At 67.5% G+C, this 26,036-nt stretch carries 21 protein-coding genes and 2 pseudogenes; 9 read left to right on the top strand and 14 right to left on the bottom strand.

Annotated features, from left to right (window positions below; translation table 11 throughout):
• Both AWC14_RS25075 and AWC14_RS25080 read right to left on the bottom strand, forming a co-directional pair.
• A complete protein-coding gene (locus AWC14_RS25075; RefSeq protein WP_045373181.1) occupies positions 1 to 4,167 on the bottom strand; it encodes an alpha-(1->3)-arabinofuranosyltransferase in 4,167 nt (1,388 codons plus the stop codon).
• Positions 4,168 to 4,210: 43 nt separating this feature from the next.
• The gene (locus AWC14_RS25080; protein WP_065013670.1) at positions 4,211 to 4,384 is read right to left on the bottom strand and encodes a DUF2613 domain-containing protein; all 174 of its coding nucleotides are present in this window, start codon (positions 4,382 to 4,384) and stop codon (positions 4,211 to 4,213) included.
• Positions 4,385 to 4,524: 140 nt separating this feature from the next.
• On the opposite strand from AWC14_RS25080, the gene AWC14_RS25085 reads away from it, so the two are divergent.
• Complete coding sequence (locus tag AWC14_RS25085; protein WP_045373152.1) at positions 4,525 to 5,658, top strand: glycoside hydrolase family 3 N-terminal domain-containing protein; 1,134 nt, start codon at positions 4,525 to 4,527, stop codon at positions 5,656 to 5,658.
• A gap of 55 nt (positions 5,659 to 5,713) precedes the next feature.
• Positions 5,714 to 6,325 (top strand): TetR/AcrR family transcriptional regulator, encoded by a 612-nt coding sequence (locus AWC14_RS25090; protein ID WP_045373154.1) that lies wholly within the window; start codon positions 5,714 to 5,716, stop codon positions 6,323 to 6,325.
• 86 nt (positions 6,326 to 6,411) lie between these two features.
• Here AWC14_RS25090 and AWC14_RS25095 read toward each other — a convergent pair.
• Positions 6,412 to 7,251: pseudogene (locus tag AWC14_RS25095) on the bottom strand (MaoC/PaaZ C-terminal domain-containing protein); the annotation flags it as partial.
• 1 nt (position 7,252) lies between these two features.
• Positions 7,253 to 8,617 carry a 3-oxoacyl-ACP reductase gene (locus AWC14_RS25100; RefSeq protein WP_045373156.1) on the bottom strand — a complete coding sequence of 455 codons (1,365 nt, stop codon included), beginning with the start codon at positions 8,615 to 8,617 and terminating at the stop codon, positions 7,253 to 7,255.
• A gap of 129 nt (positions 8,618 to 8,746) precedes the next feature.
• Between AWC14_RS25100 and AWC14_RS25105 the strand changes: the two genes are divergently transcribed.
• Positions 8,747 to 10,078, top strand: coding sequence for an acetyl-CoA C-acetyltransferase (locus AWC14_RS25105; protein WP_057003207.1), 1,332 nt, complete (start codon positions 8,747 to 8,749; stop codon positions 10,076 to 10,078).
• A 214-nt stretch (positions 10,079 to 10,292) separates the two neighbouring features.
• Positions 10,293 to 11,216 carry a TIGR03564 family F420-dependent LLM class oxidoreductase gene (locus tag AWC14_RS25110; RefSeq protein WP_045374126.1) on the top strand — a complete coding sequence of 308 codons (924 nt, stop codon included), beginning with the start codon at positions 10,293 to 10,295 and terminating at the stop codon, positions 11,214 to 11,216.
• Positions 11,217 to 11,267: 51 nt separating this feature from the next.
• Here the strand turns inward: AWC14_RS25110 and AWC14_RS25115 are convergent, their stop codons facing one another.
• On the bottom strand, positions 11,268 to 13,103 hold the full coding sequence (locus tag AWC14_RS25115) for an acyl-CoA dehydrogenase (RefSeq protein WP_045374129.1): 1,836 nt from the start codon (positions 13,101 to 13,103) through the stop codon (positions 11,268 to 11,270).
• Between the two features lie 211 nt (positions 13,104 to 13,314).
• Between AWC14_RS25115 and AWC14_RS29845 the strand changes: the two are divergent.
• Positions 13,315 to 13,422 (top strand): annotated as a pseudogene (locus AWC14_RS29845) (isopenicillin N synthase family oxygenase); the annotation flags it as partial.
• Positions 13,423 to 13,512: 90 nt separating this feature from the next.
• Positions 13,513 to 14,001: a flavin reductase family protein gene (locus AWC14_RS25120; RefSeq protein WP_045374132.1), complete on the top strand. Its 489-nt coding sequence runs from the start codon at positions 13,513 to 13,515 to the stop codon at positions 13,999 to 14,001.
• A 3-nt stretch (positions 14,002 to 14,004) separates the two neighbouring features.
• On the opposite strand, the gene AWC14_RS29065 is transcribed toward AWC14_RS25120, so the two are convergent.
• The 5 genes from AWC14_RS29065 to AWC14_RS25140 form a co-directional block, all read right to left on the bottom strand.
• Positions 14,005 to 14,166 (bottom strand): hypothetical protein, encoded by a 162-nt coding sequence (locus tag AWC14_RS29065; RefSeq protein ID WP_162835644.1) that lies wholly within the window; start codon positions 14,164 to 14,166, stop codon positions 14,005 to 14,007.
• Positions 14,167 to 14,207: 41 nt separating this feature from the next.
• On the bottom strand, positions 14,208 to 14,954 hold the full coding sequence (locus AWC14_RS25125) for a succinate dehydrogenase/fumarate reductase iron-sulfur subunit (RefSeq protein WP_045374135.1): 747 nt from the start codon (positions 14,952 to 14,954) through the stop codon (positions 14,208 to 14,210).
• Positions 14,955 to 14,957: 3 nt separating this feature from the next.
• Positions 14,958 to 16,874, bottom strand: a complete 1,917-nt coding sequence (locus AWC14_RS25130; RefSeq protein ID WP_045374138.1) for a fumarate reductase/succinate dehydrogenase flavoprotein subunit — start codon at positions 16,872 to 16,874, stop codon at positions 14,958 to 14,960.
• Positions 16,875 to 16,892: 18 nt separating this feature from the next.
• Positions 16,893 to 17,714 carry a hypothetical protein gene (locus AWC14_RS25135; RefSeq protein ID WP_045374141.1) on the bottom strand — a complete coding sequence of 274 codons (822 nt, stop codon included), beginning with the start codon at positions 17,712 to 17,714 and terminating at the stop codon, positions 16,893 to 16,895.
• A 77-nt stretch (positions 17,715 to 17,791) separates the two neighbouring features.
• Positions 17,792 to 18,088, bottom strand: coding sequence for a hypothetical protein (locus AWC14_RS25140; protein ID WP_045374143.1), 297 nt, complete (start codon positions 18,086 to 18,088; stop codon positions 17,792 to 17,794).
• A gap of 110 nt (positions 18,089 to 18,198) precedes the next feature.
• Between AWC14_RS25140 and AWC14_RS25145 the strand changes: the two genes are divergently transcribed.
• The gene (locus AWC14_RS25145; protein WP_045374146.1) at positions 18,199 to 18,960 is read left to right on the top strand and encodes an isocitrate lyase/PEP mutase family protein; all 762 of its coding nucleotides are present in this window, start codon (positions 18,199 to 18,201) and stop codon (positions 18,958 to 18,960) included.
• A 59-nt stretch (positions 18,961 to 19,019) separates the two neighbouring features.
• On the opposite strand, the gene AWC14_RS25150 is transcribed toward AWC14_RS25145, so the two are convergent.
• Positions 19,020 to 19,457 (bottom strand): Hsp20/alpha crystallin family protein, encoded by a 438-nt coding sequence (locus AWC14_RS25150; RefSeq protein ID WP_045374149.1) that lies wholly within the window; start codon positions 19,455 to 19,457, stop codon positions 19,020 to 19,022.
• Between the two features lie 203 nt (positions 19,458 to 19,660).
• On the opposite strand from AWC14_RS25150, the gene nirB reads away from it, so the two are divergent.
• A complete protein-coding gene (gene nirB, locus AWC14_RS25155) occupies positions 19,661 to 22,234 on the top strand; it encodes a nitrite reductase large subunit NirB (RefSeq protein ID WP_081967976.1) in 2,574 nt (857 codons plus the stop codon).
• Between the two features lie 25 nt (positions 22,235 to 22,259).
• Positions 22,260 to 22,640 (top strand): nitrite reductase small subunit NirD, encoded by a 381-nt coding sequence (gene nirD / locus AWC14_RS25160; RefSeq protein WP_045374155.1) that lies wholly within the window; start codon positions 22,260 to 22,262, stop codon positions 22,638 to 22,640.
• Here nirD and AWC14_RS25165 read toward each other — a convergent pair.
• The 3 genes from AWC14_RS25165 to AWC14_RS25175 all read right to left on the bottom strand — a co-directional run bounded on the left by AWC14_RS25165 (position 22,610) and on the right by AWC14_RS25175 (position 25,926).
• On the bottom strand, positions 22,610 to 23,299 hold the full coding sequence (locus AWC14_RS25165) for a sirohydrochlorin chelatase (protein ID WP_045374158.1): 690 nt from the start codon (positions 23,297 to 23,299) through the stop codon (positions 22,610 to 22,612). The genes nirD and AWC14_RS25165 overlap by 31 nt on opposite strands.
• Positions 23,296 to 24,438, bottom strand: coding sequence for a uroporphyrinogen-III synthase (locus tag AWC14_RS25170; protein ID WP_045374161.1), 1,143 nt, complete (start codon positions 24,436 to 24,438; stop codon positions 23,296 to 23,298). Before AWC14_RS25170 ends, AWC14_RS25165 begins: the two co-directional genes overlap by 4 nt.
• A gap of 87 nt (positions 24,439 to 24,525) precedes the next feature.
• Positions 24,526 to 25,926 (bottom strand): MFS transporter, encoded by a 1,401-nt coding sequence (locus tag AWC14_RS25175; protein ID WP_057003208.1) that lies wholly within the window; start codon positions 25,924 to 25,926, stop codon positions 24,526 to 24,528.
• Between the last annotated feature and the right edge of the window lie 110 nt (positions 25,927 to 26,036).

Consider the following 26,036-nt stretch of genomic DNA (forward strand, 5'->3'; position numbering starts at 1 on the left):
TTACCCCGGTTCGCGTGGGCGCAATACCACCACCGACGTCATTACTGCGGCCAGTGAAATCAACGCCAGCAGTTGCACCACGGCCGAATGCCCGGCGTAACCGTCGACCGACCGCCAGGGATGCCGGGACAAGGCGGCACCGGCCAGGATCATTCCAGCCGCACTCAACCCGACGGTAGTTCGGTGTTGCGGCCGCCATTGCAGCCCAAGGAAGGCCGCGAATACCAGGACACCGGTTACGCCCGCGATCACCGCCCCGGCCGCCAGCACCGCAACGGCAGCCCACCGGCCGGGTGCCCACGGCTGCGCGGGTGGATCATCGGGGGGGCGCCGACGCCCACGCCACAACGCCATCAGCACAAGCAGCGGTAGCAGAGCAAGGCCGCCGGCCAGCCCGATCCGATACGCCGTGTTGGGCGCGAAGGTCAGCGTGATGATGCCGGAGGTTCCGGCGGGCACCACCCAGCCCTGCTGCCAGCCGTTGACGGCGACCGGGTTCAGCCGGGCTCCGGTGTCGGTACGCGCCACCCAGCCGCGATTGATGCTTTCCGGCACCACCAGCAGCCGTGCCGTCGGCGCTTCGGCTACCCGCACCTCCCGACGCGCCGGACCCCATGCCGTGGTTTCGGCGGGAACCGTTGGGACACTAGCTAATTCGGTGCTCCTGGTGAGTTGGGCGCCGTCGACGACGAACTGTTCGCCGGGGCTGATCAACAGCTCCTGCTGACCGGCCGGCAACGAGATCGGTTCACGCTCACACGGTTGGGCGGCCACCGGCTCGCCGTCGAGCAGCGCGCCGACCGTGGCCTTGATCGACGTATGCACGAACCGTCCCGCGATCGCAATGACGGGGCCGCCGCTGCAGTCAACGGTGACTTCACGGGAGCGATTGTGGGCGGCGTCGGCGGCCGCGACCGGTTTGCCGTCGCTGCCGAGCACCGCGATCTCGGCCAGCCCCGGTGGTTTGAGTTGGTCGAAGCCCAGCGCGGTGCGGTCGATCACGTCGGCCCAGTCGAGCAGGCTGACCTTGACGGTGTCGGTGACCCGCGGTTTCAGCGGCACAGTCTGCGGGGCGCCGTCGCCGGATTTCAGCTCGCGGGTCTGAGGGCCGTCGCCCAAGTCGACCGCGACCATGCTCGGATGCGCCGGCACTGCCGAACCGCTAGGGGTGAGCCGTAATCCGGTCACCTCGGCGGGACGAGGCAGGGTCACGGTCAGCGTCGGAGGCGTCTTGTGCTGCACCACCCGCTGCGGCGCCGTCCACGCGGTCGCCGGATCGCCGTCGGTAGCCGCATACGCCGAACCCAAGACGTCGACCAGGTCGGAGTCGCCACGCGCCCGGGCCGTGTCCGGCGCCGCGATCAGGTCGGCCAGTTTCGGCCCCTGCCGGGCCCGCACCCACACCGTCGGCGTCACCGACACCGGGCCCGGCACGCTCAGCGTGCGGCTGAACGTGGCCGGCGTTTCCGGCGCAAGCGCCATCGACGCCGCGCAGCGCATGTCGTCGGGACCGCGGGCGCAGCCCGGCCGACCCAGCATCTCCGAACCCAGATCCCATCCCGCCACCGCGGCGCCGGCCGGCGGCGCCGGAACCCGCACGGTGTGCCGCAGGTCGATCGGGTGGGCGAAGCCGGACGCGTCGTACTGAGTGATCGACAAGTCGGTGATGCCGAACTGCACACCCGCGGACCCGTCGCTGGTGCCGATCGCCGTGACCCGCACCCATGGAGTTTCGCCGTAGGGCAGCGCCGCGCTGAGTGGCTTGCCGGCCTCGTCGAACCGCAGCGTGGTGGTGCCGTTGACGGTTTCGATCTGGATGCGCCGGATCTGGGCGCCGACGGCGGTCGCGCTCGGTGTGAGCGTGATGACGCCGTTGGTCACCGGGTGGTCGAAGTCCACCTGCAGCCATTGCCCGACCGCGGACTGCAGCCCGTTGGAGACCCACGCGGTCGCCGGGTCCCCGTCGATCGCGGCCGCGGGTGAGGCAGCCGGCGCGACGTCGGGCAGCGCGGTGGCATCCGATGACGAGCTCGACACCGTCAGCCGCCCGCCGGTCCAGCCGCCGTAGACGGTATCCGCGCCCGGGCTCGGGTAGTCCGGCACCCGGTTGAAGGTGTGGCGGGCATCGCCTGCGGCGCGGATCGCCGACGAGTGGTGGTCGACGCGGCCGTAGTCGGTCTCCCGCGCGACCGGGGTGTCGCTGACGGTCACTACGGGTACCGGCAGGCCGGCGCGCTGCGCGTCGCCGGTCAGCAGCACCGGCCCCAGCGCCGGCCGACCGAGCAGGCGCCGCCGTTCGTCGAGGCGCAACAGCACCTCGGGACCGCCGTCGACGCGGGGCACCCGGTCGATGTCTGCGAGGTAGGGGGCGCCCGGATTCCCGGCGGCGGCGCCGACCCGGTAGATCTCCACCGCGGGATACCGCGGCCGCAGTTCGCTGTCGCTGACAAACCCCGGCACCGGGCCCGGCCCCACCGGCGCCCCGAACTGGGCCACCTTCTCCAGCCGCGGCGACCCGGTAATCGCGCGGTGCACCAGGATCGGGCGGGCCGAGCGCGACGTGTCGGGATCCAAGTCGTTGCGCAGTACGACGTACGAAATGCCTTGCCGGACAAGAGTATCCGCCAGGCCTGCGGACGGCTGACCGGCGGCGAGCAGCCGCTGCACGGAGTCCAGCGCGCGGATGGTCTGCGGCGGGGTCAGCGGAATGGAATCGCGCACTCCCCAGGAGCTGTCGCCCAGCACCTGCAGCGGCTCGTCGTGGCTGGTGCCCCACACCTGGGTGGCGAACGGCGCGCCGGGCACCACCAGCACCCGCCCGCCGGTGTTGTGCTGGTCGAGCCAGTCGGCGGCGTCGTGCCAATACTGAGGTATCGCGCGGAACGCGCCGGGCGGGGCGAGCCGGCCGGTCCACGCCAGCGACGTGCTGACCATCAGCGCGATCAGCACGACGATCCCGGCCGCGACGCGCCGGTCGCGTTCCGGATGGTCGAACGCGCGGAGCCACACCGACGCCGGCGCGCTGCCCGGCAGCGGCACCCGGCTCAGCAACTGCGCCAAACCGAGCACCAGCGGGATCCGGATCAGCGATTCCAGCTTGTGCACATTGCGCAGCGGCGCGCCGCCGGCGTCCAAGAATGCCTGCACGTGGTGGGCCAGCGGCGACCCCAGCCCGCCGGAGTAGCCGGCGGCGATCAGCACCACCCCGGCCAGCAGCATCGTCACCAGCCGACCGCGGGCGGGCATGCCGGACATCGCGAGGCCGGCCAGCCCGGCCGCGGCGACCAGGCTGGTGGCCAGGATGGCGACGGTGCCGGTGACCAGCGGCGCGCCCGCGGTGGCGTTGGGCGCCACGAACGGTGTCCAGCTTTCGGTGCCGCGCAGCACTTCCACCAGCGACGACCATTGCGTGGTCACGCCGGAGGATTCGATGAAGTCCAGAAACGGCGGGCTGATCCGGGCCATCAGGACCAGCGCCACCAGCCACCACGTCATCGCCAGCGTCAGCGCCAGCAGCCACCATCCCGTGTAGCGCCACCACAACCGGTTCGGCCGGTGACAGGCCCACCAGATCACCGCCGGCAGGCACCCCGCCAGCGTCGCGATCGCGTTGACCGCGCCCATCAGCGCTACCGCCAGCCCCGCCTGGCCCGCCAGCCGTCGCACCGACCGGTCGGCCTCGGCCCGCAGCGCCAGGATCGTCGGCAGCAGCACCCAGGGCGCCAGCATGATCGGCAACGTTTCGGACGAGATCGACCCCAGAGTGGTCAGCACCCGCGGAGAGAGCGCGAACGCCGTCGCGGCAATCGCTCGGGACGTCGGGCTGCCGATGCCCAGTGCCTCGGCGACCCGCAGCAACCCCCAGAAGCCGACCGTGAGCAGCAGCGCCCACCAGAGCCGCTGGGTCACCCAGCCGGGCACACCCAGCAGGTGCCCGGCCAGGAAGAACGAGCCGTGCGGGAAAAGGTAGCCATACGCCTGGTTTTGCGCCTGGCCGAACGGCAGCTCGCTGTTCCACAGATTGGTGGCACGGGCCAGGAACCGCAGCGGGTTTGCGGTGAGGTCGAGTTTGGTGTCGGGGGAGATCTGTCCCGGCGCCTGGACGAAGCTCAGGGTCAGCGCCACCGCCCCGACCAACCACAGCCAACGGCGAGAAAGCGGTGTCACAGCGGGCGAGGCGGCCTCGGCCGAAACGGCCGGCACCGCCGGGTTAGGTGCGGTTGCCGTACTCAACCCGGTTGAGCACCGACGACTGCGGGTCGCCGCCCGGCAGTGGCGGCTTGGTGTCTTGCTGCACCATCAAGGTGATCCCGAAGATCGCGGCGGCGCCCAGCAGCAGACCGACCACAATGCTGGCTGCGGCGGGCGCAACGAACCGGTTCATCCGGAAACTCCTCGAAATAGCTGGGCAGGGCAGTCACCAAACCTAGTCGCCCAACCTAGCAGAGCATTCGCTGCCGGCATGGTCGACGGCAACCGGTGTCCACCCCGCAGCGCGGATCGGCGCCGTGACAGCATGGCCCGATGGCCTTTTCACGCGTCCTGGCAGTGCTTGCCGTGGTGTCGGCGATGGTTGCCGCATGCGGCCACCACACCAAACCATCCGGCGCGCCGTCGAGCTCGGCCGCCGGTCAACCGCCTGCCTGCGGGGACCCCGCCGCTGGCCTGTCGGCCCGCGACAAGCTGGCCCAGCTGCTGATGGTGGGGGTCCGCAACGCCGCCGACGCCAAGGCCGTGGTCACGGACCACCACGTCGGCGGCATCTTCATCGGCAGCTGGACCGACCTGTCCATGTTCACCGACGGCTCGCTGAGCGGCATTACCGGAGCCGCGCGCTCGCTGCCGCTGGCGATCAGCGTCGACGAGGAGGGCGGCCGGGTGTCCCGGCTCTCGTCGCTCATCGGCACGGCGCCGTCGGCGCGCGTGCTGGCGCAGACCCACACCCCCGACGAGGTCTACGCGATGGCGCTCGAGCGCGGCCACAAGATGCGCGGCCTGGGCATCACCATCGACTTCGCTCCGGTGGTCGACGTCACCGACGCCGCGGACGACACCGTGATCGGCGATCGGTCGTTCGGCTCGGATCCGGCGGTGGTCACCGACTATGCCGGCGCATACGCGCGCGGGCTGCGCGATGCCGGACTGCTGCCGGTGCTCAAGCATTTCCCGGGCCACGGGCACGGCTCGGGCGACTCGCACACCGGCGGGGTGATCACTCCGCCGCTGGACCAGCTGCAGGACGACGACCTGGTGCCCTACCGGACGCTGGTCAGCGCGTCGCCGGTCGGGGTGATGATCGGTCACTTGCAGGTTCCCGGCCTGACCGGCGACCAGCCGGCCAGCTTGAGCCCTGCCGCGGTGCAATTGCTGCGCGACGGGCGCGGCTACGGCGCGCCGCCCTTCGACGGGCCGGTGTTCAGCGATGACCTGTCCAGCATGGCCGCGATCAACGAACGATACGGGGTGCCCGACGCCGCGTTGCGCGCTCTGCAGGCCGGCAGCGACGTCGCGCTGTGGGTCACCACCGACGAGGTGCCCGCCGTGCTGGACCGGCTCGAGAAGGCGTTGGCGGCGGGCGAGTTGGCCCAGCCGGCCGTCGACGCCTCGCTGCATCGGATCGCGGCGATGAAGAAGTCGTCGCCCGGATGCGGCAAGTAGACCGCACGCATTGCTTACCCTGGAGTCAGATAACTCGGTAGGTGAAGGACAGTCCATGGCAGGTGGTACCAAGCGGTTACCGCGTGCTGTCCGCGAGCAGCAGATGCTCGACGCCGCCGTGCAGATGTTCTCGATCAACGGCTACCACGAGACCTCGATGGACGCCATCGCCGCCAAGGCCGAGATCTCCAAACCGATGCTGTATCTGTACTACGGCTCCAAGGAAGAACTGTTCGGCGCCTGCCTGGACCGCGAGCTGTCCCGGTTCATCGACGGCGTACGCGAAGACATCGACCTTGAGCAAAGCCCAAAGGACTTGCTGCGCAACACCATTGTGTCTTTTCTGCGCTACATCGACGCCAACCGCGCATCGTGGATCGTGATGTATACCCAGGCGACTAGTTCGCAGGCGTTCGCGCACACCGTGCGCGAGGGTCGCGAACGGATCATCGCCCTGGTCGCCCGTCTGCTCGAGGCGGGAACTCGAAACCCCGAGCCGGGCACCGACTTCGAGATGATGGCGGTGGCGCTGGTGGGGGCCGGCGAGGCGATCGCCACCAGGCTCAGCACCGGCGACACCGACGTCGACGAGGCGGCCGAGCTGATGATCAACCTGTTCTGGCGCGGCCTGAAAGGCACACCCACCGAAATCACCACCAGCACTTAGTCTCGACATCACCGCGACACTTAAACCTTTGCGACGACACGCCGAGAGGAATCGCAGACATTTAAGTCTCGCGAACTGCCGGTCTGCAGCGAGCGGATCGTGCCGGTCAGGTACGGGTAACCCTTGGCGATGTTGCGCAGGCTCAGATCCCAGCCGTCGTCGACCTGGTCCACATAGAGCCCCGCGCTACCGGGTAACACCAGCGGCTTGCCGAACCGCACCGAATAGCTCACCTTGTCGGGCAGCCGGCCCTCCAGGTTCACCAATACCGCTGCCGCACTGAACATTCCGTGGGCGATCACGGTGGGGAAGCCGAACAGCTTGGCGCCGATCGGGTTGGTGTGGATCGGGTTATGGTCACCGCTGACCGAGGCATACTTGCGGATCTGTCCGGGGGTCACCCGCAAGATCGCGGTGGGCGGAGGCAATTTCGGTTGCTTCTGCGGCGGCGGTTTGGGCTCGTCCGACAAGCTGGTGTGCTGCTGGTGCAGGAAGGTCGTCACTTGATGCCACGCCCTGTCGTTGCCGACGCTGACGTCGGTCACCAGGTCGACGAGCAGACCCTTGCGATGCTCCCGAAGGTTTTCCGCGTGCACCGAGATGTTGACGGTGTCGGTCACCGCGATCGGCCGGTGCTGGGTGATGTGGTTTTCGATGTGTACGGATCCCATTGCGGCGAACGGGAAGTCGAATCCGGTCACCAGCGACATCATCGTCGGGAAGGTCAGCGCGAACGGGTAGGTCAGTGGCACGTTGTCGCCGTAGCGCAGACCGGTGACGGCCGCATAGGCGGCCACGTTCGCGCGGTCGATGGGCACGTCCTTCACGGTCAGCGTGCGGCTGGGCAGCTTGTCGCCGCGCGGCACCAACGGCAGCGCCCCGGCCGCTGCGCGCACCAGATTCTTCAGACCACTCGGCTGCGTCACCTCATGCCCCCATCATGGCCTGGCCGCACACCCGAATCACGTTGCCGGTCACGGCATTTGACGCCGGGCTGGCGAAGTAGGCGATTGTCTCGGCCACGTCGACGGGCTGGCCGCCCTGGAACAGCGAGTTCAGTCGACGGCCCACCTCGCGAGTGGCCAGTGGGATCGCCGCGGTCATCTGCGTTTCGATGAATCCCGGTGCGACGGCGTTGATCGTGATGCCCTTGCCCGCCAGCTCCGGCGCCAGCGCCTGGGTGATGCCGATCATGCCGGCCTTGGTGGTGGCGTAGTTGGTCTGCCCGCGGTTGCCGGCGATGCCGGCCATCGACGACAGTCCGATCACCCGGCCGCCTTCGCCGATGCTGCCGTTGCCGACCAAACCCTCGGTAAGCCGAAGCGGGGCAAGCAAATTGACGGCGAGCACCGCGTCCCAGCGGCCCTCGTCCATGTTGACCAGCAGCTTGTCGCGGGTGATGCCGGCGTTGTTGACCAGGATGTCGGCCCGGCCGTTGTGGTGGTCGCGCAGGTGCTCGGTGATCTTGTCGACGGCGTCGGCCGCGGTGACGTCGAGCGTCAGCGCCGTGCCGCCGACCTTGCTGGCGGTCTTTTCCAGCGCCTCGGCGGCGGCCTCGACGTCGATCGCGACCACCCGGGCGCCGTCGCGGGAAAACACCTCGGCGATTGTCGCGCCGATACCCCGGGCGGCGCCGGTCACGATGGCCACCTTGCCGTCCAGCGGACGGTCCCAGTCGGCCGGCGGCGTAGCGTCCTCGGCGCCGACGTAGAACACCTGGCCGTCCACGTAAGCCGACTTGCCCGACAGGATGAACCGCATCGTCGACTCCAGGCCGGTGGCGGCCGGCTTGGCGTCCGGGGCCAGGTAGACCAGCTGAGCGGTGGCACCCCGCCGCAGCTCCTTGGCCAGCGAGCGGGTGAAGCCCTCCAGCGCCCGTTGCGCGATCCGCTCGTCGGTGCTGCCCGCCGCCTCGGGAGTGGTGCCCACAACGACTACGCGGCCGGAGGGCCCGACGTTGCGCAGCAACGGGGGAAAGAACTCGTGCAAGGCCTTCAGGCCGGCCGGCGCGTTGATCCCGGTGGCGTCGAAGACCAGTCCGCCGAACGAGTCGGCCCAGCGGCCACCGAGGTTGGCGCCCACCACGTCGTAGTCCCGCTCCAGCGCGGCGCGCAGCGGTTCCACGACTCGGCCTTCGCCGCCGATCAGCAGCGAGCCGGCCAGCGGCGGTTCGCCGAGCCGGTGGCGGCGCAGCGGCTCGGGCTGGGGAATGCCGAGCTGCTTGGCCAGAAACGACCCGGGGCCGGAGTTGACGACCTGGGAGAATAGATCCGATGAAAGCTTGGGGGCCACTGATGTTGCCTTCCATGTCGAGCGTGCCGTCTATCGACAACCGTATCGAAGACCGAACTTACTCCAGAGTAAGAACAGTGGGTAGTATGGCCCTCAACCGCGAGTAACCCTCAACTGACGGAGATAAGCGTGGCCCCTGAAAATTCTGCTGCAAGTTCGAAGACCCAGCGGCGCGTCGCCGTGCTGGGCGGCAACCGCATCCCGTTCGCGCGCTCCGACCGCGCCTACGCCGAGGCGTCCAACCAGGACATGTTCACCGCCGCGCTGGGCGGCCTGGTCGACCGGTTCGGTCTGGCCGGCGAACGGCTGGGCGCGGTGATCGGCGGCGCGGTGCTCAAGCACAGCCGCGACTTCAACCTGATGCGCGAATGCGTGCTCGGGTCGAAGCTGTCGTCCTACACACCGGCATTCGACATCCAGCAGGCCTGCGGCACGGGTCTGCAGGCCGCGATCGCCGCGGCCGACGGCATCGCCGCCGGCCGCTACGAGGCCGCCGCCGCCGGCGGGGTGGACACCACCTCCGATGCGCCGATCGGCTTCGGCGACGACCTGCGCCGTACCCTGCTGGGGCTGCGCCGGGCCAAGACCAACGTCCAGCGGCTGAAGCTCGTCGGCAAGCTGCCCGCCAGCCTCGGCGTGGAGATCCCGGTGAACAGCGAGCCGCGCACCGGACTGTCGATGGGCGAGCACCAGGCCATCACCACCAAGCAGCTGGGCATCACCCGCGTCGCCCAGGACGAGCTGGCCGCCGCCAGCCACCAAAACATGGCCGCCGCGTACGACCGCGGCTTCTTCGACGACCTGGTGACGCCGTTTCTCGGGCTCTACCGCGACGACAACCTGCGGCCGGACGCGTCGGTGGAGAAGCTGGCCAAGCTCAAGCCGGTGTTCGGGGTCAAAGCCGGCGACGCCACGATGACGGCCGGCAACTCCACGCCGCTGACCGACGGCGCTTCGGTGGCGTTGCTGGCCAGCGACGAGTGGGCGGCCGAGCACTCGCTGACCCCGCTGGCCTACTTCGTCGACGCCGAGACCGCGGCGGTGGACTATGTCAGCGGCGCCGACGGCCTGCTGATGGCGCCGACGTATGCGGTGCCGCGGCTGCTGGCCCGAAATGGGTTGAGCCTGCACGACTTTGACTTCTACGAGATCCACGAGGCGTTCGCCTCGGTGGTGTTGGCGCACCTGCAGTCCTGGGAGTCCGAGGAATACTGCAAGGAGCGGCTGGGGTTGGACGCCGCGCTGGGGCCGATCGATCGGTCCAAGCTGAACGTCAACGGCTCGTCGCTGGCCGCCGGCCACCCGTTCGCCGCGACCGGTGGGCGGATCTTGGCGCAGACCGCCAAGCAGCTGGCCGAGAAGAAGGCCGAGCAGAAGGGGTCCGGTGACAAGCCACTGCGTGCACTGATTTCGATCTGCGCGGCGGGCGGTCAGGGTGTGGCCGCCATCCTCGAAGCCTGAGCCAATACCCAGCGGAAACGGCGGAAAAATTTCCGTCGGAAAAGTTTAGTAACGCGACGTCACGGCTATCCGATAGACCGGATAGCTCCGTGTTGTCGTCCGACCCCCCGACCCGATGGCAGCGCGGGGCATCCCTGGATTTAGGGGCCGCCGCTGAAAAGAGGGGATCCAGCGGCGGCCCCTTTTTGTCGGTCTGACGCCGTTACGATGAGTCGTGCAGATCAGCATCCTCGGTTCGTTGAGCGATACCCAGGGCCGCTCTCCCGTCAACGCCACCGTGGAGAACCTCGCCAGCTTGCGCGACGAGGGCTTCCGCCGGGTCTGGATGACGCAGATGCCCTACGAACCGGATCTGCTCACCGTGCTCGCCGTGGCGCTGCGTGAAGTCGACCGCATCGAGGTCGGCACCGGCGTCATACCGATCCAAAACCAGCATCCGATGCTGCTGGCGCAGCGCGCCTTGACGCTGAGCCTGATCAGCGGCGGCCGCTTCATTCTGGGTCTGGGTATGACGCACCAGGCGGTCACGGAAGGCATGTGGGGCATCCCGTGGAACAAACCCGTTCGGCGGTTGCGCGAATACCTCGACGGCCTGCAGCCGTTGCTGGCGGGGGAGAAGGCCGATGCGGTCGGCGAGACCGTGACCACCCGTGGCGCACTGCAGATTCCGGGCGCCACAGCGCCTGACGTATACATCGCGGCGTTGGGTCCGCAACTGCTGCGGCTGGCGGGCCGCCGCACGGCAGGCACGGTGACCTGGATGACCGGCCCCAAGACCTTGGCCGAGCACATCGGGCCGACACTACGGCAGGCCGCTGCCGACGCGGGCCGCCCCGACGGCGCGGCGCGGGTGGTTGCGGCGCTTCCGGTGAGCGTCACCGACGACGTCGCCGCCGCGCGGGCGCAGGCCGCCGAGCAGTTCGCGATGTACGGCCAGCTGCCGTCGTACCGCGCGATGCTCGACAGGGAGGGTTACGCCGGGCCGGAAGACGCCGTGATCATCGGTGACGAGGCGGCGGTCGGCGAGCGCCTGGAGAGCCTGCGCGCGGCAGGCGTCGACGAGTTCGTCGCCGTCGTGTTCGACCGCTCTGCCGAAGTTCGTGCCCGCACCCGCGCGTTGTTGCGCCAACAGAGGTAAAAGTCCCCGACACGCTGTGCGTGCGGGGACTTTTACCTCTGGTCGGCAGGCTTAGAAGGCTGCCTCGTCAAGCTCCATGACGTCGTTGTCGATCGTCTCGATCACCTGACGGGTGCTGGTCAGCAGCGGCAGGAAGTTCTTCGCGAAGAACGACGCCACCGCGATCTTGCCCTCGTAGAACGCCCGGTCGGCGTCGCTGGCGCCGGCATCCAGCGCCTCGACCGCCACCGCGGCCTGACGCTGCAGCAACCAGCCGATCACCAGGTCGCCGACGGCCATCAGGAAGCGCACCGAACCCAGGCCCACCTTGTAGACGCTGGAGATGTCCTCCTGGGCCGCCATCAGGTAGCCGGTCAGCGACGCTGCCATCGCCTGGACGTCGGCCAGCGCGGTGGCCAGCAGCGCCCGCTCGGCCTTCAGCCGGCCGTTACCGGACTCGTTCTTGACGAACTCCTCGATCTGGCTCGACACGTGGGCCAGCGCCACTCCCTTGTCGCGGACGATCTTGCGGAAGAAGAAGTCCTGCGCCTGGATGGCCGTGGTGCCCTCGTACAGCGAGTCGATCTTCGAGTCGCGGATGTACTGCTCAATCGGGTAGTCCTGCAGGAAGCCGGACCCGCCCAGCGTCTGCAGGCTTTCGGTGAGCTTGGCGTAGGCCTGCTCGGAGCCGACGCCCTTGACCACCGGCAGCATCAGGTCGTTGACCTTGACCGCCAGCTCGGCGTCCACACCGTGCACCGCCTTGGCCACCTCGGCGTCCTGGTAGGTCGCGGTGTAGAGGTACAGCGCCCGCAGACCCTCGGCGTAGGCCTTCTGGGTCATCAGCGAGCGGCGCACGTCGGGGTGGTGGGTGATGGTCACCCGCGGCGCGGTCTTGTCGGTCATCTGCGTCATGTCGGCGCCCTGCACACGCTCCTTGGCGTAGTCCAGCGCGTTGAGGTAGCCGGTGGACAGCGTGGCAATCGCCTTGGTGCCGACCATCATTCGGGCCTGCTCGATGACCTCGAACATCTGCGCGATGCCGTTGTGCACCTCGCCGACGAGCCAGCCCTTGGCCGGTACGCCGTGCTGTCCGAAGGACAGCTCGCAGGTGGCGGAGACCTTCAGGCCCATCTTGTGCTCGACGTTGGTCACGAACACACCGTTGCGCTCGCCCAGCTCGCCGGTCTCGGGGTCGAAGTGGAACTTCGGCACGAAGAACAGCGACAGACCCTTGGTGCCGGGGCCGGCGCCCTCCGGGCGGGCGAGCACCAGGTGGAAGATGTTTTCGAACAGGTCGCCGGAGTCCGCGGAGGTGATGAACCGCTTGACACCGTCGATGTGCCAGGAGCCGTCGTCCTGCTGCACGGCCTTGGTGCGGGCGGCGCCCACATCCGAGCCGGCGTCCGGCTCGGTGAGCACCATCGTCGAGCCCCAACCACGCTCGGCGGCCAGCACGGCCCACTTCTTCTGCTCCTCGGTACCCAGGTGGTAGAGGATGTTGGCGAAGCCTGCGCCGCCGCCGTACATCCACACCGCCGGGTTGGCGCCCAGGATGTGCTCGTGCAGCGCCCACACCAACGACCGGGGCATCGGCATGCCACCCAGAGCCTCGTCGATGCCGACCTTGTCCCAACCGCCGTCGATAACCGCGCGGACGGATTGCTTGAAGGACTCGGGCAGCGTCACCGCGTGCGTCTCGGGGTCGAAGGTCGGCGGGTTGCGGTCGCCCTCGACGAACGACTCGGCAACCGGGCCCTCGGCCAGTCGGCTGATCTCGCCCAGCATCTCCCGCGCCGTGTCGACGTCGAGATCGCTGAAGCTGCCCTCCCCGAATGCCTTGTCCACGCCGAAGACCTCGAAAAGGTTGAATACCTGGTCGCGGACATTGCTCTTGTAGTGGCTCACGTGCTCCTCCTCGATGAGAATGCCACTTGTTGGTTGGGTACTAAGGCTAAGTTACCCACCAGTAACACCGCTAAACTTAACGGGTCGGTAACTTCAACGCAAGCGGGTGTGAGCTAAATTTCATCGGCTAAGCAACCAACCGGTTGGGATCCGCCCGATTGCTACCCTGGCGGCCCCGCTCACCTGCGGCGATGATGGACCCGTGAGATCTGTGGCAACCGTCACTGAGCTACCGGTGGTGGACCTCAGCGACCATCCGAGTGCGCTGCGACGGCACCTGCGCGGGGCCGCTCACGAGGTCGGTTTCTTCTATCTGACCGCAGGCTGCGCGCGCACCCCGACGTCGCCGAGGCGCACGACTACTCGGTAGGGTCGTGAGGCGAAAACCCGTCGATACGAATGAACCCCGGTGAACTCACCCGACAAGCTGACACCGTCGTCACTGCGTGAAGCCTTCGGCCATTTCCCGACCGGCGTGATCGCGATCGCCGCCGAGGTCGACGGCGTACGTGAAGGGCTGGCCGCCAGCACCTTCGTCCCGGTGTCGCTGGATCCGCCGCTGGTGTCGTTCTGTGTGCAGAACACGTCGACGACGTGGCCGAAGCTCAAAGATGTACCGGCACTGGGCATCAGCGTGCTCGGGGAGGCGCACGACGAGGCGGTTCGCACACTCGCGGCCAAGACGGGGGACCGGTTCGCCGGCTTGGAAACGGTCTCCTACCGCAGCGGCGCGGTCTTCATCAAGGGCACCAGCGTGTGGCTGGAAAGCAGCGTGGACCAGTTGGTCCCGGCCGGAGACCACACCATCGTCGTGCTGCGGGTCAGCGACGTCCGGGTGGATCCGGACGTGGCGCCCATCGTGTTTCACCGCAGCGTTTTGCGCCGCCTCGGTGCCTGACCGCTAGGGCCGATGGCCCAGTTCGTCGCGGTAGCTCTGGATGCGCTGCTCGATTTCGTCGGCCGCCTCGTGTCGGCCCTCTTTGCGCGCGAGCTCGGCCCGAGTGGACAACTCCCGAATCGCGGTGCGAATGCTGTTGATGCTGGCTGGTTCTCGGATCGCCATGGTCGGGGAGTACCCGAATTGGGCGCGTGCTAAATGTCCCGTCAGCGGCGGAACAGCTTGTTGCCCAGCCACACCACGGGGTCGTATTTGCGGTCCGCGACGCGCTCCTTCATCGGGATCAGCGCGTTGTCGGTGATCTTGATGTTTTCCGGGCAGACCTCGGTGCAGCACTTGGTGATGTTGCAGTAACCCAGGCCGTGTTCCTCCTGCGCCTGGTTGCGCCGGTCCAGGGTGTCCAGCGGATGCATCTCCAGCTCGGCGATCCGCATCAAAAAGCGCGGTCCGGCGAACGCCTTCTTGTTCTCCTCGTGATCGCGGACCACGTGGCAGACGTTTTGGCACAGGAAGCATTCGATGCACTTGCGGAACTCCTGCGAGCGCTGCACGTCGACCTGCGCCATCCGGTATTCGCCGGGCTGCAACTCCTTGGGCGGGGCGAACGACGGGATTTCGCGCGCCTTTTCGTAGTTGAACGACACGTCGGTGACCAGGTCGCGGATCACCGGGAACGTTCGCAGCGGCGTCACAGTGACGACCTCGTCCTCGGCGAACGTCGACATCCGCGTCATGCACATCAACCGGGGCCGGCCGTTGATCTCCGCCGAGCACGACCCGCACTTGCCGGCCTTGCAGTTCCAGCGCACCGCAAGGTCGGGTGTCTGGGTTTGTTGCAGCCGGTGGATGACGTCGAGCACCACCTCGCCCTCGTTGACCTCGACGGTGAAGTCCTGCAACGCGCCGCCGTCGTCGTCGCCGCGCCACACCCGCATGCTCGCGTTGTATGCCATCTTCTAGCTTCTCCGTCCTGGGTGCTCGGCCAGCTCTTCGTCGGTGTAGTACTTCTCCAACTCGGAGATCTCGAAGAGCTCCAGCAGGTCGGGCCGCATGGGGACCTGCTCCTCGCGGCTGACGCTGATGTGGGGCAGCGTCGCGTCGTCTCCCGCAGCCCGGCACACCAGCAACGTGTTGCGCCAGTTGGCCTCCATGGCGGGATGGTCGTCGCGGGTGTGCCCGCCGCGGCTTTCGGTGCGTTCCAGGGCCGCACGCGCGACGCATTCGCTGACCATCAACATGTTGCGCAGGTCGATGGCCAGGTTCCAGCCGGGGTTGTACTGGCGGTTGCCCTCCACCTGCATCCTGGTGAACCGGGTGCGCAACTCCTCCAGCCGGGACAGCGCCTCGGAGATCTCCTCGGCCTTGCGGATGATCCCGACCAGATCGTTCATGGTGTCCTGCAGGTCGATCTGCAACTTGTACGGATTCTCCGCCGGCCCACCGTCTTTGGGCCCTTCGAACGGCGCCAGGGCCAGCTTGGCGGCGGCGTCGACGGACTCTTGCGAGACGGCCGGTCGGCTGCGCAACGCGCGGACGTAGTCGGCGGCGCCCAGGCCGGCGCGCCGGCCGAACACCAGCAGGTCCGACAGCGAGTTGCCGCCCAGCCGGTTGGACCCGTGCATCCCGCCGGAGCATTCGCCGGCGGCGAACAGCCCGGGGACCGTCGCCGCGCCGGTGTCCGGGTCGACCTCGATGCCGCCCATCACGTAGTGGCAGGTCGGCCCGACTTCCATCGGCTCCTTGGTGATGTCGACCCCGGCCAGCTCCATGAACTGGTGATACATCGACGGCAGCCGCCGCTTGATCTCCGCCGGCGTCAGCCGTGAGGCGATGTCGAGGTAGACCCCGCCGTGCGCGCTGCCGCGGCCGGCTTTGACCTCGGAGTTGATCGCCCGGGCCACCTCGTCGCGGGGCAGCAGGTCAGGGGTGCGACGGGCCGAGTCGTTGTCTTTGAGCCACTGGTCGGCCTCTTGTTCGGTCTCGGCGTACTGGCCCTTGAACACCGGCGGGATGTAGTCGAACATGAACCGCTTGCCGTCGGAGTTCTTCAGCACGCCGCCGTCGCCGCGAACACCCTCGGTGACCAGGATGCCCTTCACGCTGGGTGGCCACACCATGCCGGTCGGGTGGAACTGGACGAACTCCATGTTGATCAGCGTCGCGCCGGCCCGCAGCGCCAGCGCGTGCCCGTCCCCGGTGTACTCCCAAGAGTTCGACGTGACCTTGAACGACTTGCCGATCCCGCCGGTGGCCATCACCACCGCGGGCGCCTCGAACAAGACGAACCGGCCGGACTCGCGCCAATAGCCGAACGCGCCGGCGATGGCGTCGCCGTCTTTGAGCAACTCGGTGATCGTGCACTCCGCGAACACCTTGATCCGGGCCTCGTAATCGCCGAGTTCGGCGTAGTCCTCTTGCTGCAGCGACACGATCTTCTGCTGCATCGTGCGGATCAACTCCAGCCCGGTGCGGTCGCCGACGTGGGCAAGCCGCGCGTAGGTGTGCCCGCCGAAGTTGCGCTGGCTGATCTTGCCGTCTTTGGTGCGGTCGAACAAGGCGCCGTAGGTCTCCAGCTCCCAGACCCGGTCCGGGGCTTCCTTGGCGTGCAGCTCCGCCATCCGCCAGTTGTTCAGGAATTTCCCGCCACGCATGGTGTCGCGGAAATGCACCTGCCAGTTGTCTTTCGGGTTCGCGTTGCCCATCGACGCCGCGCAGCCGCCCTCGGCCATGACCGTATGTGCCTTGCCGAAAAGGGATTTGCACACCACGGCGACCTTCAGGCCCCGCTCGCGGGCCTCGATGACCGCACGCAAACCTGCGCCGCCGGCACCGATCACGACTACGTCGTAGGCGTGCCGTTCGACCTCAACCATGAAACCTCACTCGTATTGTCAGCCAATGAATCTCAAGTCGGAGATGACGCCGCTGGATACCAGCATGACGTAGCAGTCGGTCAGGATCAGGGTGCCCAATGTGATCCAGGCCCACTGCATGTGCTTGGTGTTGATCACGCTGACCTGCGTCCAGAGCCAGTAGCGCACTGGATGTTTCGAAAAGTGCTTGAGCCGGCCGCCGGTCACGTGGCGGCAGGAGTGGCAGGACAGGGTGTAGATCCACAACAGGATCACGTTGCCGGTGAGGATGACGTTGCCCAGCCCGATGCCGAAGCCGCTCGGCGAGTGGAACGCCTTGATGGCGTCATAGGTGTTGATCAGCGAGATGACGCAGGCCACGTAGAAGAAGTAGCGGTGCACGTTCTGCATGATCAATGGAAGCCGCGTCTCGCCGGTGTATTTCGAATGTGGTTCTGCCACAGCGCATGCCGGCGGGGATTGCCACACCGTGCGGTAGTAAGCCTTGCGGTAGTAGTAGCAGGTCAGCCGGAAAGCCAGCAGGAACGGCAGCGAGATGAAAGCCATTGGGATAAACCAGGGCAGTTCACCGACCCACGTGCCGAAGTGCCGGGCTCCCTCCACGCACGACGCGCTGACGCACGGTGAGTAGAACGGCGTCAGGTAGTGGTATTTCTCGACGTAATAGGCGCTGCCCCAAAAAGCCCGGATCGTCGCGTAGACGATGAAAACCGACAGACCCAGGTCGGTCCAAAAGATCGGCATCCACCATCGGTCGGTTCGCAGCGTGCGCTGCGGCAACTGCGCGCGGGTGGGCGAGAAGACGCCGGTGGCAGGACGGTTCGCGGTAGGTGCGCTCATCAACTGTGATCCTCTTCGCGTGGGGCTCGTTGGAGGGTACTAAGTCACACCTGCGCACCTGTACCGCGGGGGTTGGTCTAGGGCCGGCTGTGCCCGCCAACGCCCTCGTCGTCGACGTCGCGCCAGAATTCGGCGTCGTATTCGGTGTCGGGGATGGGGATCTTCTCACCGGCCTGCGGGACGCTGGCGTGCGCCAACTCCAGTTCGCCGGCGTCGATGTCGAGCAGCTCGACATCGTTGAGAATGCGCTCGGCGTCGTTGACGATGCGCCGCATCGCCGGAGCGTCGCTGTAGCGCGACTTCAGCGAGGTCACGCACCGCCGCAGACCACCGATGAGGTTGTGCAGTTCAGCTAATTCAGTGGGGCTCGACAACGGATCTCCTGAGCTGGGGTGTCGTGGATCACAGTACGTCTCTCGATACTATCCGTCCCACACAGCGGAGGTGAGGTAGGTCACGTCCGTGCGGGGGAGGGGCCGCGCCGATGCATGCAGAGCGCACACTCGCCGACCGGGCGGCCGCGCTGCTGGCGCTGCACCAGCCGGGTAACCCGGTGATCCTGCCGACGGTGTGGGACGCCTGGTCCGCGCGGCTGGCCACCGATGCCGGGTTCGCCGCGCTGACCGTCGGCAGCCACCCCGTCGCCGATTCTGTTGGCAAGCCCGACAACGAAGGCATGTCGTTCGACGACTTGTTGGGCCGGGTCGCGCAGATCACCGCCGCGGTGGACGTCCCGGTGTCGGTGGACATCGAATCGGGTTACGGGCTGCCGGCCGCGCAGTTGATCGACGGGCTGCTTGGCGTTGGGGCGGTGGGCCTGAACATCGAGGACAGCGTGCACAGCGAGGGCAAGCGGCTGCGCTCGGCGAGTGAACACGCCGCGTTGGTCGGTGCTTTGCGGTCGGCCGCCGACGCCGCCGGCGTGCACGTCGTGATCAATGCCCGCACGGATCTGTTCTTGCGCAGGGACGGCGACGAATCGGACCGCGTCGAGCGGGCGGTGGCGCGGCTGAAAGAGGCCGCGGCTGCCGGTGCCGACGTGCTCTATCCGGTGGGGCGTCATGACCCGGATACGTTGCGGCGCTTGACCTCTGAGCTGCCGCTGCCGGTCAATGCGATCGCGTTGCCGGATCAGGACGACCCGGCGTCGTTCGGCCCGCTGGGTGTCGGGCGGATCAGCTTCGGCCCGTTCCTGCAGGCCGCGCTGGCCAGCCGGGCCAAGGAGATCCTGGCCTGCTGGTCCTGAGCGGCCAGACGCAAAATCCCCCAACACGCCGTGCGTGCGAGGGATTTTGCGTCTGCTGGTTACTTGGTGATCGCGATGCGCTTCGCCTGCGTACCGGCGTAGGCACCGGCTACCCGGACGGTCAGCACGCCGGCGTCGTAGGAGGCCGATAGCGCGTCGCTGGTGACGTGCGCAGGCAACTGGAACGACCGACGGAACGCGCCGTAGCGGACCTCGCGCAGCGTGCGGCCCCCCTGGTCCGCAGCGTGCTCGTCACGGCGCTCGCCGTGGATCACGAGCCGGCCCTGGTCGAGCTCGACGGTGACGTCCTTCTCGACGTCCACACCCGGTAGCTCCAGTCGGACCACCGCGTCATCGCCGTCCTTGACGATCTCCGCGGCGGGCCGAAAACCGTTGAGCGGCTTGAACCAATCGGACGCGGCTGCGGGACCGAAGAATTCACGCATCCAACGCTCGGTGTCCCGAGCGGGTCGCGACCACAGTGTGACGTTGCTCATGATTCCTCCTCGTCGTGATGCGGCCGACACCCTGCCGGCCTGTCATCGGGATAAACATGAGTCGCCTACGCTTAAGTTCCACCTGCGCGTTCGCTTGGCGCGAACGGGTTCCGCCCAAGGTGGAGAGATTTGCGAAACAGTCTCACAGCTGCCGGCCAAGTTCGCGAAACATATCGGCAACATCGCTTCCATAGCCTCGGGCCATGGCTTCTGCCCGAAATCACTGTGACGACGGCCATATTCGCGATGTCGTCGTGGTCGGGCATGGCATGGTGGGCCACCGTTTCGTCGAGGCGCTGCGGGCCCGCGACACCGACGGGTTGTGGCGAATCACTGTGTTGGCCGAGGAATCCGACGCGGCATACGACCGAGTCGGTCTCACCGGTTACACCCAACACTGGGAACGACGGCAGCTTGCGTTGCCTGGCAATGACTACGCTGGTGACGAGCACGTCAGGCTGCTGCTGAGTTCGCGGGTCGTCGACATCGACCGGGCCGCCAGGAAAGTGGTCACCAGCAGCGGTGAGGAGTTCGGCTACGACAAGCTGGTCTTGGCGACCGGGTCGTATGCGTTTGTCCCTCCGGTTCCGGGTCACGACCTGCCCGGTTGCCACGTGTACCGCACCCTCGACGACCTCGACGCTATTCGCGCCGACGCGCAGCGCACGCTCGACGCCGGCCACACCAAGACCGCGGTGGTGGTCGGCGGTGGCCTGCTGGGGTTGGAGGCCGCGAACGCGCTGCGCGGGTTCGGGCTGCAGACCCACATCGTCGAATTGGCGCCGCGACTGATGGTCCAACAGCTCGACGAGGCGGGCGGGGCGCTATTGGGCCGCATGATCGCCGATCTCGGTATCTCGGTGCATCTGGACGTGAAAACCGACTGGATCGAATCGTTCGAGCACCTGGACGGGGGGCGATCGCTGCGGGTGCACTTGTCGGACTGCGAGGTGATCGACGCGGGATTGGTGATCTTCGCCGCGGGCGTCCGGCCGCGTGACGAGCTGGCCTCCGCGGCGCGGCTGGCGATCGCCGAGCGGGGCGGCGTCCTCACCGATTTGTCTTGCCGGACAAGTGATTTCAATATCTATGCGATCGGAGAGGTCGCCGCCATCGAGGGCCGCTGCTACGGACTGGTCGGGCCGGGATACACCTCCGCTGAGGTGGTCGCCGATCGACTGCTGGACGGCGCGGCCGAATTCCCCGAGCCCGACATGTCGACCAAGCTCAAGCTGCTCGGCGTCGACGTGGCCAGCTTCGGCGACGCGATGGGCAAGACGGAGAACTGCCTCGAGGTCGTCATCAACGACGCGGTGAACCAGACCTACGCCAAGCTGGTGCTTTCCGACGACGCCAAGACCCTGCTCGGCGGCATCCTGGTCGGCGACGCCTCCGCCTACGGGATGCTGCGGCCCATGGTCGGCGAGGAGCTGCCCGGCGACCCGCTGGCGCTGATTTCGCCGGCCCAATCCGACGGCGGCGCAGCGGGTTTGGGAGTGGGCGCACTGCCCGGCTCGGCGCAGATCTGCTCGTGTAACAACGTCACCAAGGCAGACTTGTGCGACGCCATCGCGGCCGGGTGCACCGATGTGCCGGGCCTGAAAGCCTGCACCAAGGCCGGGACGTCGTGCGGATCCTGCGTTCCACTGCTCAAGCAACTGCTCGAGGCCGAGGGCGTCGAACAGTCCAAGGCGCTCTGCGAGCACTTCAGCCAGTCGCGCGCCGAGCTTTTCGAGATCATCAGCGCCACCTCGATCCGCACGTTCTCCGGCCTGCTGGAGCGCTTCGGCACCGGAATGGGTTGCGACATCTGCAAACCCGTCGTCGCCTCGATCCTGGCGTCCACCGGCTCCGAGCACATCCTCGACGGCGAACAGGCAGCACTGCAGGACTCCAACGACCACTTCCTGGCCAATATCCAGCGCAACGGTAGCTACTCGGTGGTGCCTCGAGTTCCCGGCGGCGACATCAAACCCGAACACCTGATCCTGATCGGCCAGATCGCACAGGACTTCGGCTTGTACACGAAGATCACCGGCGGCCAGCGGATCGACCTGTTCGGCGCGCGGGTCGACCAATTGCCGGCGATTTGGAAGCGGCTGGTCGACGCCGGCATGGAATCCGGGCACGCCTACGGAAAAGCGTTGCGCACGGTCAAGAGCTGCGTGGGCAGCGACTGGTGCCGCTACGGACAACAGGATTCGGTGCAGCTGGCCATCGACCTGGAATTGCGCTACCGCGGCCTGCGGGCACCCCACAAGATCAAGATGGGTGTCTCGGGATGCGCGCGGGAGTGTGCCGAGGCGCGCGCCAAGGACGTCGGCGTGATCGCGACCGAAAAAGGCTGGAACCTCTACGTCGGCGGCAACGGCGGGATGACGCCCAAGCATGCCCAGCTGCTGGCCAGCGACCTGGACGAGGAAACGCTGGTCCGCTACATCGACCGGTTCCTGATGTTCTACATCCGCACCGCCGACCGGTTGCAGCGCACCGCGCCGTGGATCGAATCACTCGAGGGCGGTTTGGATCACGTGCGCGACGTGGTCTGCCACGACTCCCTCGGGCTGGCCGAGGAGTTCGAGGCCGCAATGGAGCGGCATGTGGCGAACTACAAGTGCGAATGGAAAGGCGTGCTGGAGGATCCGGACAAACTGTCACGGTTCGTGTCCTTCGTCAACGCGCCCGACGCCGTCGACTCGACGGTGACCTTCACTGAATACAACGGGCGCAAGAGGCCCGCCCCCGTTTCCATCGGTATGCCGACGATGCCGGCGTGAAAGTGCACGACACCAAGGAGATCTCATGACGCTGGTAGATGACATGACCAAGACCTGGACTGCGGCGTGCGCCTACGACTACCTCATCCCGGGCCGCGGCGTCGGGGTGCTGCTCGACGACGGATCGCAAGCGGCGCTGTTCCGGCTCGCCGACGGCTCGCTGCATGCGCTGGGCAACATCGACCCGTTCTCCGGCGCCGCGGTGATGTCCCGCGGCATCGTGGGTGACCGCGGCGGACGGGCAGTCGTCCAATCACCGATCGCCAAGCAAGCTTTCGCATTCGACGACGGCCGCTGCCTCGACGATCCCGACGTGGCGGTGCCGGTGTATCCGACGCGGGTGATCGACGGGATCGTGCAGGTCGGTCGGTTCGGTCACGCCGGAGCGAGCGCGCGGGCGGCCTGAAACCGGCCGGCGATCAGCCGAGCCAGCGCCGGGTGAGCGGCAAGCGGCGCGCTGACGACGTCGGCCCCGGACTGACGCAGCCGCTCTTGGAACAAACCCTCGGCAAGTAGGTAGGACGCCACCACAACCCGGCCACCGGATCGGCTGCGGGCCTGCGCGACCGCCTCCGCCACGCTTGGTTCGCCGGTGGCCGCGAACGCCAGGTCGACCGGCGATCCTGTGAGTGCGGACAGCAGCATTGCGGTGGTACGCAAATCGGCGCGGGCTGGCTTATCCGATGTGCCCGCGGCGGCCAGCACGACGGAATCGCCTGGGCGCCAACCAGACTCGTGCATTTTGCCGACGACGATTCGGGTCAGTTGCGCGCTGGGCCCCAGCGCGGGTGTGACCGTGACGTCGGCATGACCGCTGGCGGCGACGTGTGCGGGCAGGTCGGTGCGAACGTGATATCCGCGAGACAGGAACGCCGGCACCACGATCGCCGGTTCAGCCGCGACCGTTGCGTCGGACAGTATTTCGCTGGGCGTGGGGCCCAGCACATCGACAAATCCCACGTGCACAGGCTGATTCAGCACCGCGCTGACCTGTTGGGCGAGGTCGCCGATCATGGCGATCCCCTCGGGTCGGCGGGTGCCGTGCGCCACCAGGATCAGGCTCACGCCACACCGGACTCTTCGTCGACTGCCAGCCGGTAACCGCGTTTGACCACCGTTGCCACAATGTTCTTGTCGCCCAAGGCAGTTCGCAGCCGAAGCACCGCGGTGTCGACCGCATGGGTGTCGGTGCCGTTGCCCGGAAGAGCCCGCAGCAGTTCACTGCGCGCTACCACCACGCCCGGACGTTGGGCCAAGATCCGCAACGTCGCCATCCCGGCCGGTGACAATGACTTGACGGTGCCGTCAACCACCACACACGAGCCGCGGATCTCGATGAGATGCCCGGCGGCCTGCACCGTGCGGGACCGCAGGCGGGGCAGCTCGTCGGCAATGAGATGGGCCAGCGCGCCCAACCGCATCCGCTGCGGCGACGACGTCGGAATGCCCAACCGGACCAGCGGTTGAGCCGTCACGGGCCCGACGCACATCGCGCGCACGTCGCTGCGCAACGCGGCCAGCAACTGCTCTCCGATGCCCAGCTCGCGAGCCCGCTGCAAGGTGGCGGCCACCGCGGGTGCGGAGGTGAAACTGACGGCGTCCACCTGACGCTGAGCGATCTGGGCGACCAGTTGGTCGAATTCGCGGCTCGGCTCCGACGTCCATCGGTACACCCGGATCGGAACCACCTCGGCGCCCGCGGCGCGCAGTTCGTCGGCGAATTCCGGAAACGGATCCCAGTCCTTGCTGGCACCGTGCAGCTGCAACGCGATGCGCCGCCCGTGCACGCCGGACTCGAGCAGGTAATGCAGTACCTCGCGGGATGATTCGGACTCCGGGCTCCACTCCTCGTGCAACTTGGCGGCGCGCAGCGCGCCCGTCGCCTTGGGTCCGCGCGAGACGATCCGGGCGCGGCCCAGTGCGCCGATCAACGGGTTCGCCAACCCCCACCCGTCGGCGGCGGCGATCCAGCCCCGAAAGCCGATACCGGTTGTCACGACCAGAATGTCCGGCGGACGGGCGATCAGTGCTTCGGTGTGGCGGTGCAGTTCGTCGTCGTCGGGCAGGGCGACTTTGGTGATTGCCGGGGCGCTGCACACCGTGGCTCCGTGCCGGCGCAGCAGCGCGCATAGCTCGTCGGCGCGGTGCGCGGAGGTGACCGCCACCCGGTAGCCGGCAAGGGGTGGCGAGTCCGGTTGACCCATATGAAGTGTGTAAGCCCGCCAGATTGCCGCTGCGTTACCTGGCAATTTCCGACGAGTTGCCCGGTCGTCACACCCGGGCGGCGTCGCTCACAAGCGGGCGTGCGCCGGTTCGATCTCTCCACCGGGCACGCGGGCCGCCGAAACGGGCGTGCGCACATACATTGCCCACGTCAGCAACGACGCCACGACGTAAAACGCCAAGAAGACCCAGAACGCAGCCGTTTCCTCGCCGGTGCTCGCATACGACTGGCGCAGCGCAAGGTTGATCGCCACCCCGCCAAACGCGCCCACCGCGCCGGCGAACCCGATCAGGGCGCCCGACATGTCGCGCGCCCAGTGGCGCCGCTCGGCCTCGCTGGCGTCCAAAGTGCGGCTGCGCGCTTCGAAAATCGACGGGATCATTTTGAACACCGACCCGTTGCCGATGCCGGACAGGATGAACAACGCGATGAAGCCGACGACGTACCCGACCAGCGCGGCGGTGCTCGTTGCATAACCGGTGTGCTCGTCGTAAGTGCTGATGGCGACCAGCAGCCCAGAGGCCAGGATCATGCCGCCGAAGACTGCCAGGGTGATGCGGCCGCCGCCGATCCGGTCCGCCATCCTGCCGCCGTAGATGCGGGACAACGAACCCAGCAGCGGCCCCAGGAACGCGATCTGCGCGACGTGCAGCGATGCTTGCGCGGCGGTTTGGCCGGTGGTCAGAAAGTTGATGTAGAGCACGCGGCCGAAGGCAAACGAGAACCCAATGAACGAGCCGAATGTGCCGATGTAGAGAAGCGAAATCACCCAGGTGTGGCGCTCGCGCAGAATCGAACCGATGTGGCCCACCTCGATGCGGTGGTCGAGGTTGTCCATGAACAGCGCCGCAGCGATACCGACGATCGCCAGCAACACCAGGTAGCCGCCGCACACCCAATAGGGCTGCCGGTTGCCGGCGAGCGAGAGCACCAGCAGCCCGACCGCCTGCACCACGGCCACGCCGAGGTTGCCGCCACCGGCGTTGACCGCCAGCGCCCAACCCTTGAGGCGCTGCGGGTAAAAGGCGTTCACATTGGCCAGCGAGGCGGAGTAATTGCCGCCACCCAGTCCGGTGGCGGCCGCACACAGCACATACGGCCACAGCGGCAGGCCCGGATTCGCAAGCAGCAGGATCGTCCCAACCGTCGGGATCAGCAGCACCAGCGCCGAAAACACCGTCCAATTGCGCCCGCCGAATTTCGCGATGCCCATCGTGTACGGGATGCGCACACATCCGCCGACGAACGTCGCGACCGCTGCCAGAAGGAATTTGTCACCCGGCGAGAAGCCGTAGACCTCTTGGGGCATGAACAGCACCATCACCGACCACAGCGACCAGATCGAGAACGCGACGTGGTCACCGGCAACCGTGCAGATCAGGTTGCGACGCGCGATGGCCTTGTTACCGGCTTCCCAGGCCGCGGTGTCCTCGGGGTTCCAATCGGCGATGTGATGCGAGCGGGCCATGCAGTCTCAACCTTTCGGATCCCAGGTGCGTCAACTCCGTTGCATTGACAGGGGTGCCGGCACGACCGAACCGGTGCGTGCACGGCACCCCTGGCGCCGGAGTTCGCCGC

It is taken from the genome of Mycobacterium kyorinense (assembly GCF_002101735.1).
GTDB classification, from domain to species: domain Bacteria; phylum Actinomycetota; class Actinomycetes; order Mycobacteriales; family Mycobacteriaceae; genus Mycobacterium; species Mycobacterium kyorinense.

Bases quoted from the DNA above. Each gene is read 5' to 3' on its own strand.
- AWC14_RS29065 (WP_162835644.1), bottom strand. From the start codon at position 14,166: ATGGCGATCCGAGAACCAGCCAGCATCAACAGCATTCGCACCGCGATT.
- AWC14_RS25125 (WP_045374135.1), bottom strand. From the start codon at position 14,954: ATGGCATACAACGCGAGCATGCGGGTGTGGCGCGGCGACGACGACGGC.
- nirD (WP_045374155.1), top strand. From the start codon at position 22,260: ATGACGCTGGTAGATGACATGACCAAGACCTGGACTGCGGCGTGCGCC.
- AWC14_RS25135 (WP_045374141.1), bottom strand. From the start codon at position 17,714: ATGAGCGCACCTACCGCGAACCGTCCTGCCACCGGCGTCTTCTCGCCC.
- AWC14_RS25150 (WP_045374149.1), bottom strand. From the start codon at position 19,457: ATGAGCAACGTCACACTGTGGTCGCGACCCGCTCGGGACACCGAGCGT.
- AWC14_RS25090 (WP_045373154.1), top strand. From the start codon at position 5,714: ATGGCAGGTGGTACCAAGCGGTTACCGCGTGCTGTCCGCGAGCAGCAG.
- AWC14_RS25145 (WP_045374146.1), top strand. From the start codon at position 18,199: ATGCATGCAGAGCGCACACTCGCCGACCGGGCGGCCGCGCTGCTGGCG.
- AWC14_RS25175 (WP_057003208.1), bottom strand. From the start codon at position 25,926: ATGGCCCGCTCGCATCACATCGCCGATTGGAACCCCGAGGACACCGCG.
- AWC14_RS25085 (WP_045373152.1), top strand. From the start codon at position 4,525: ATGGCCTTTTCACGCGTCCTGGCAGTGCTTGCCGTGGTGTCGGCGATG.
- AWC14_RS25080 (WP_065013670.1), bottom strand. From the start codon at position 4,384: ATGAACCGGTTCGTTGCGCCCGCCGCAGCCAGCATTGTGGTCGGTCTG.
- nirB (WP_081967976.1), top strand. From the start codon at position 19,661: ATGGCTTCTGCCCGAAATCACTGTGACGACGGCCATATTCGCGATGTC.
- AWC14_RS25170 (WP_045374161.1), bottom strand. From the start codon at position 24,438: ATGGGTCAACCGGACTCGCCACCCCTTGCCGGCTACCGGGTGGCGGTC.
- AWC14_RS25130 (WP_045374138.1), bottom strand. From the start codon at position 16,874: ATGGTTGAGGTCGAACGGCACGCCTACGACGTAGTCGTGATCGGTGCC.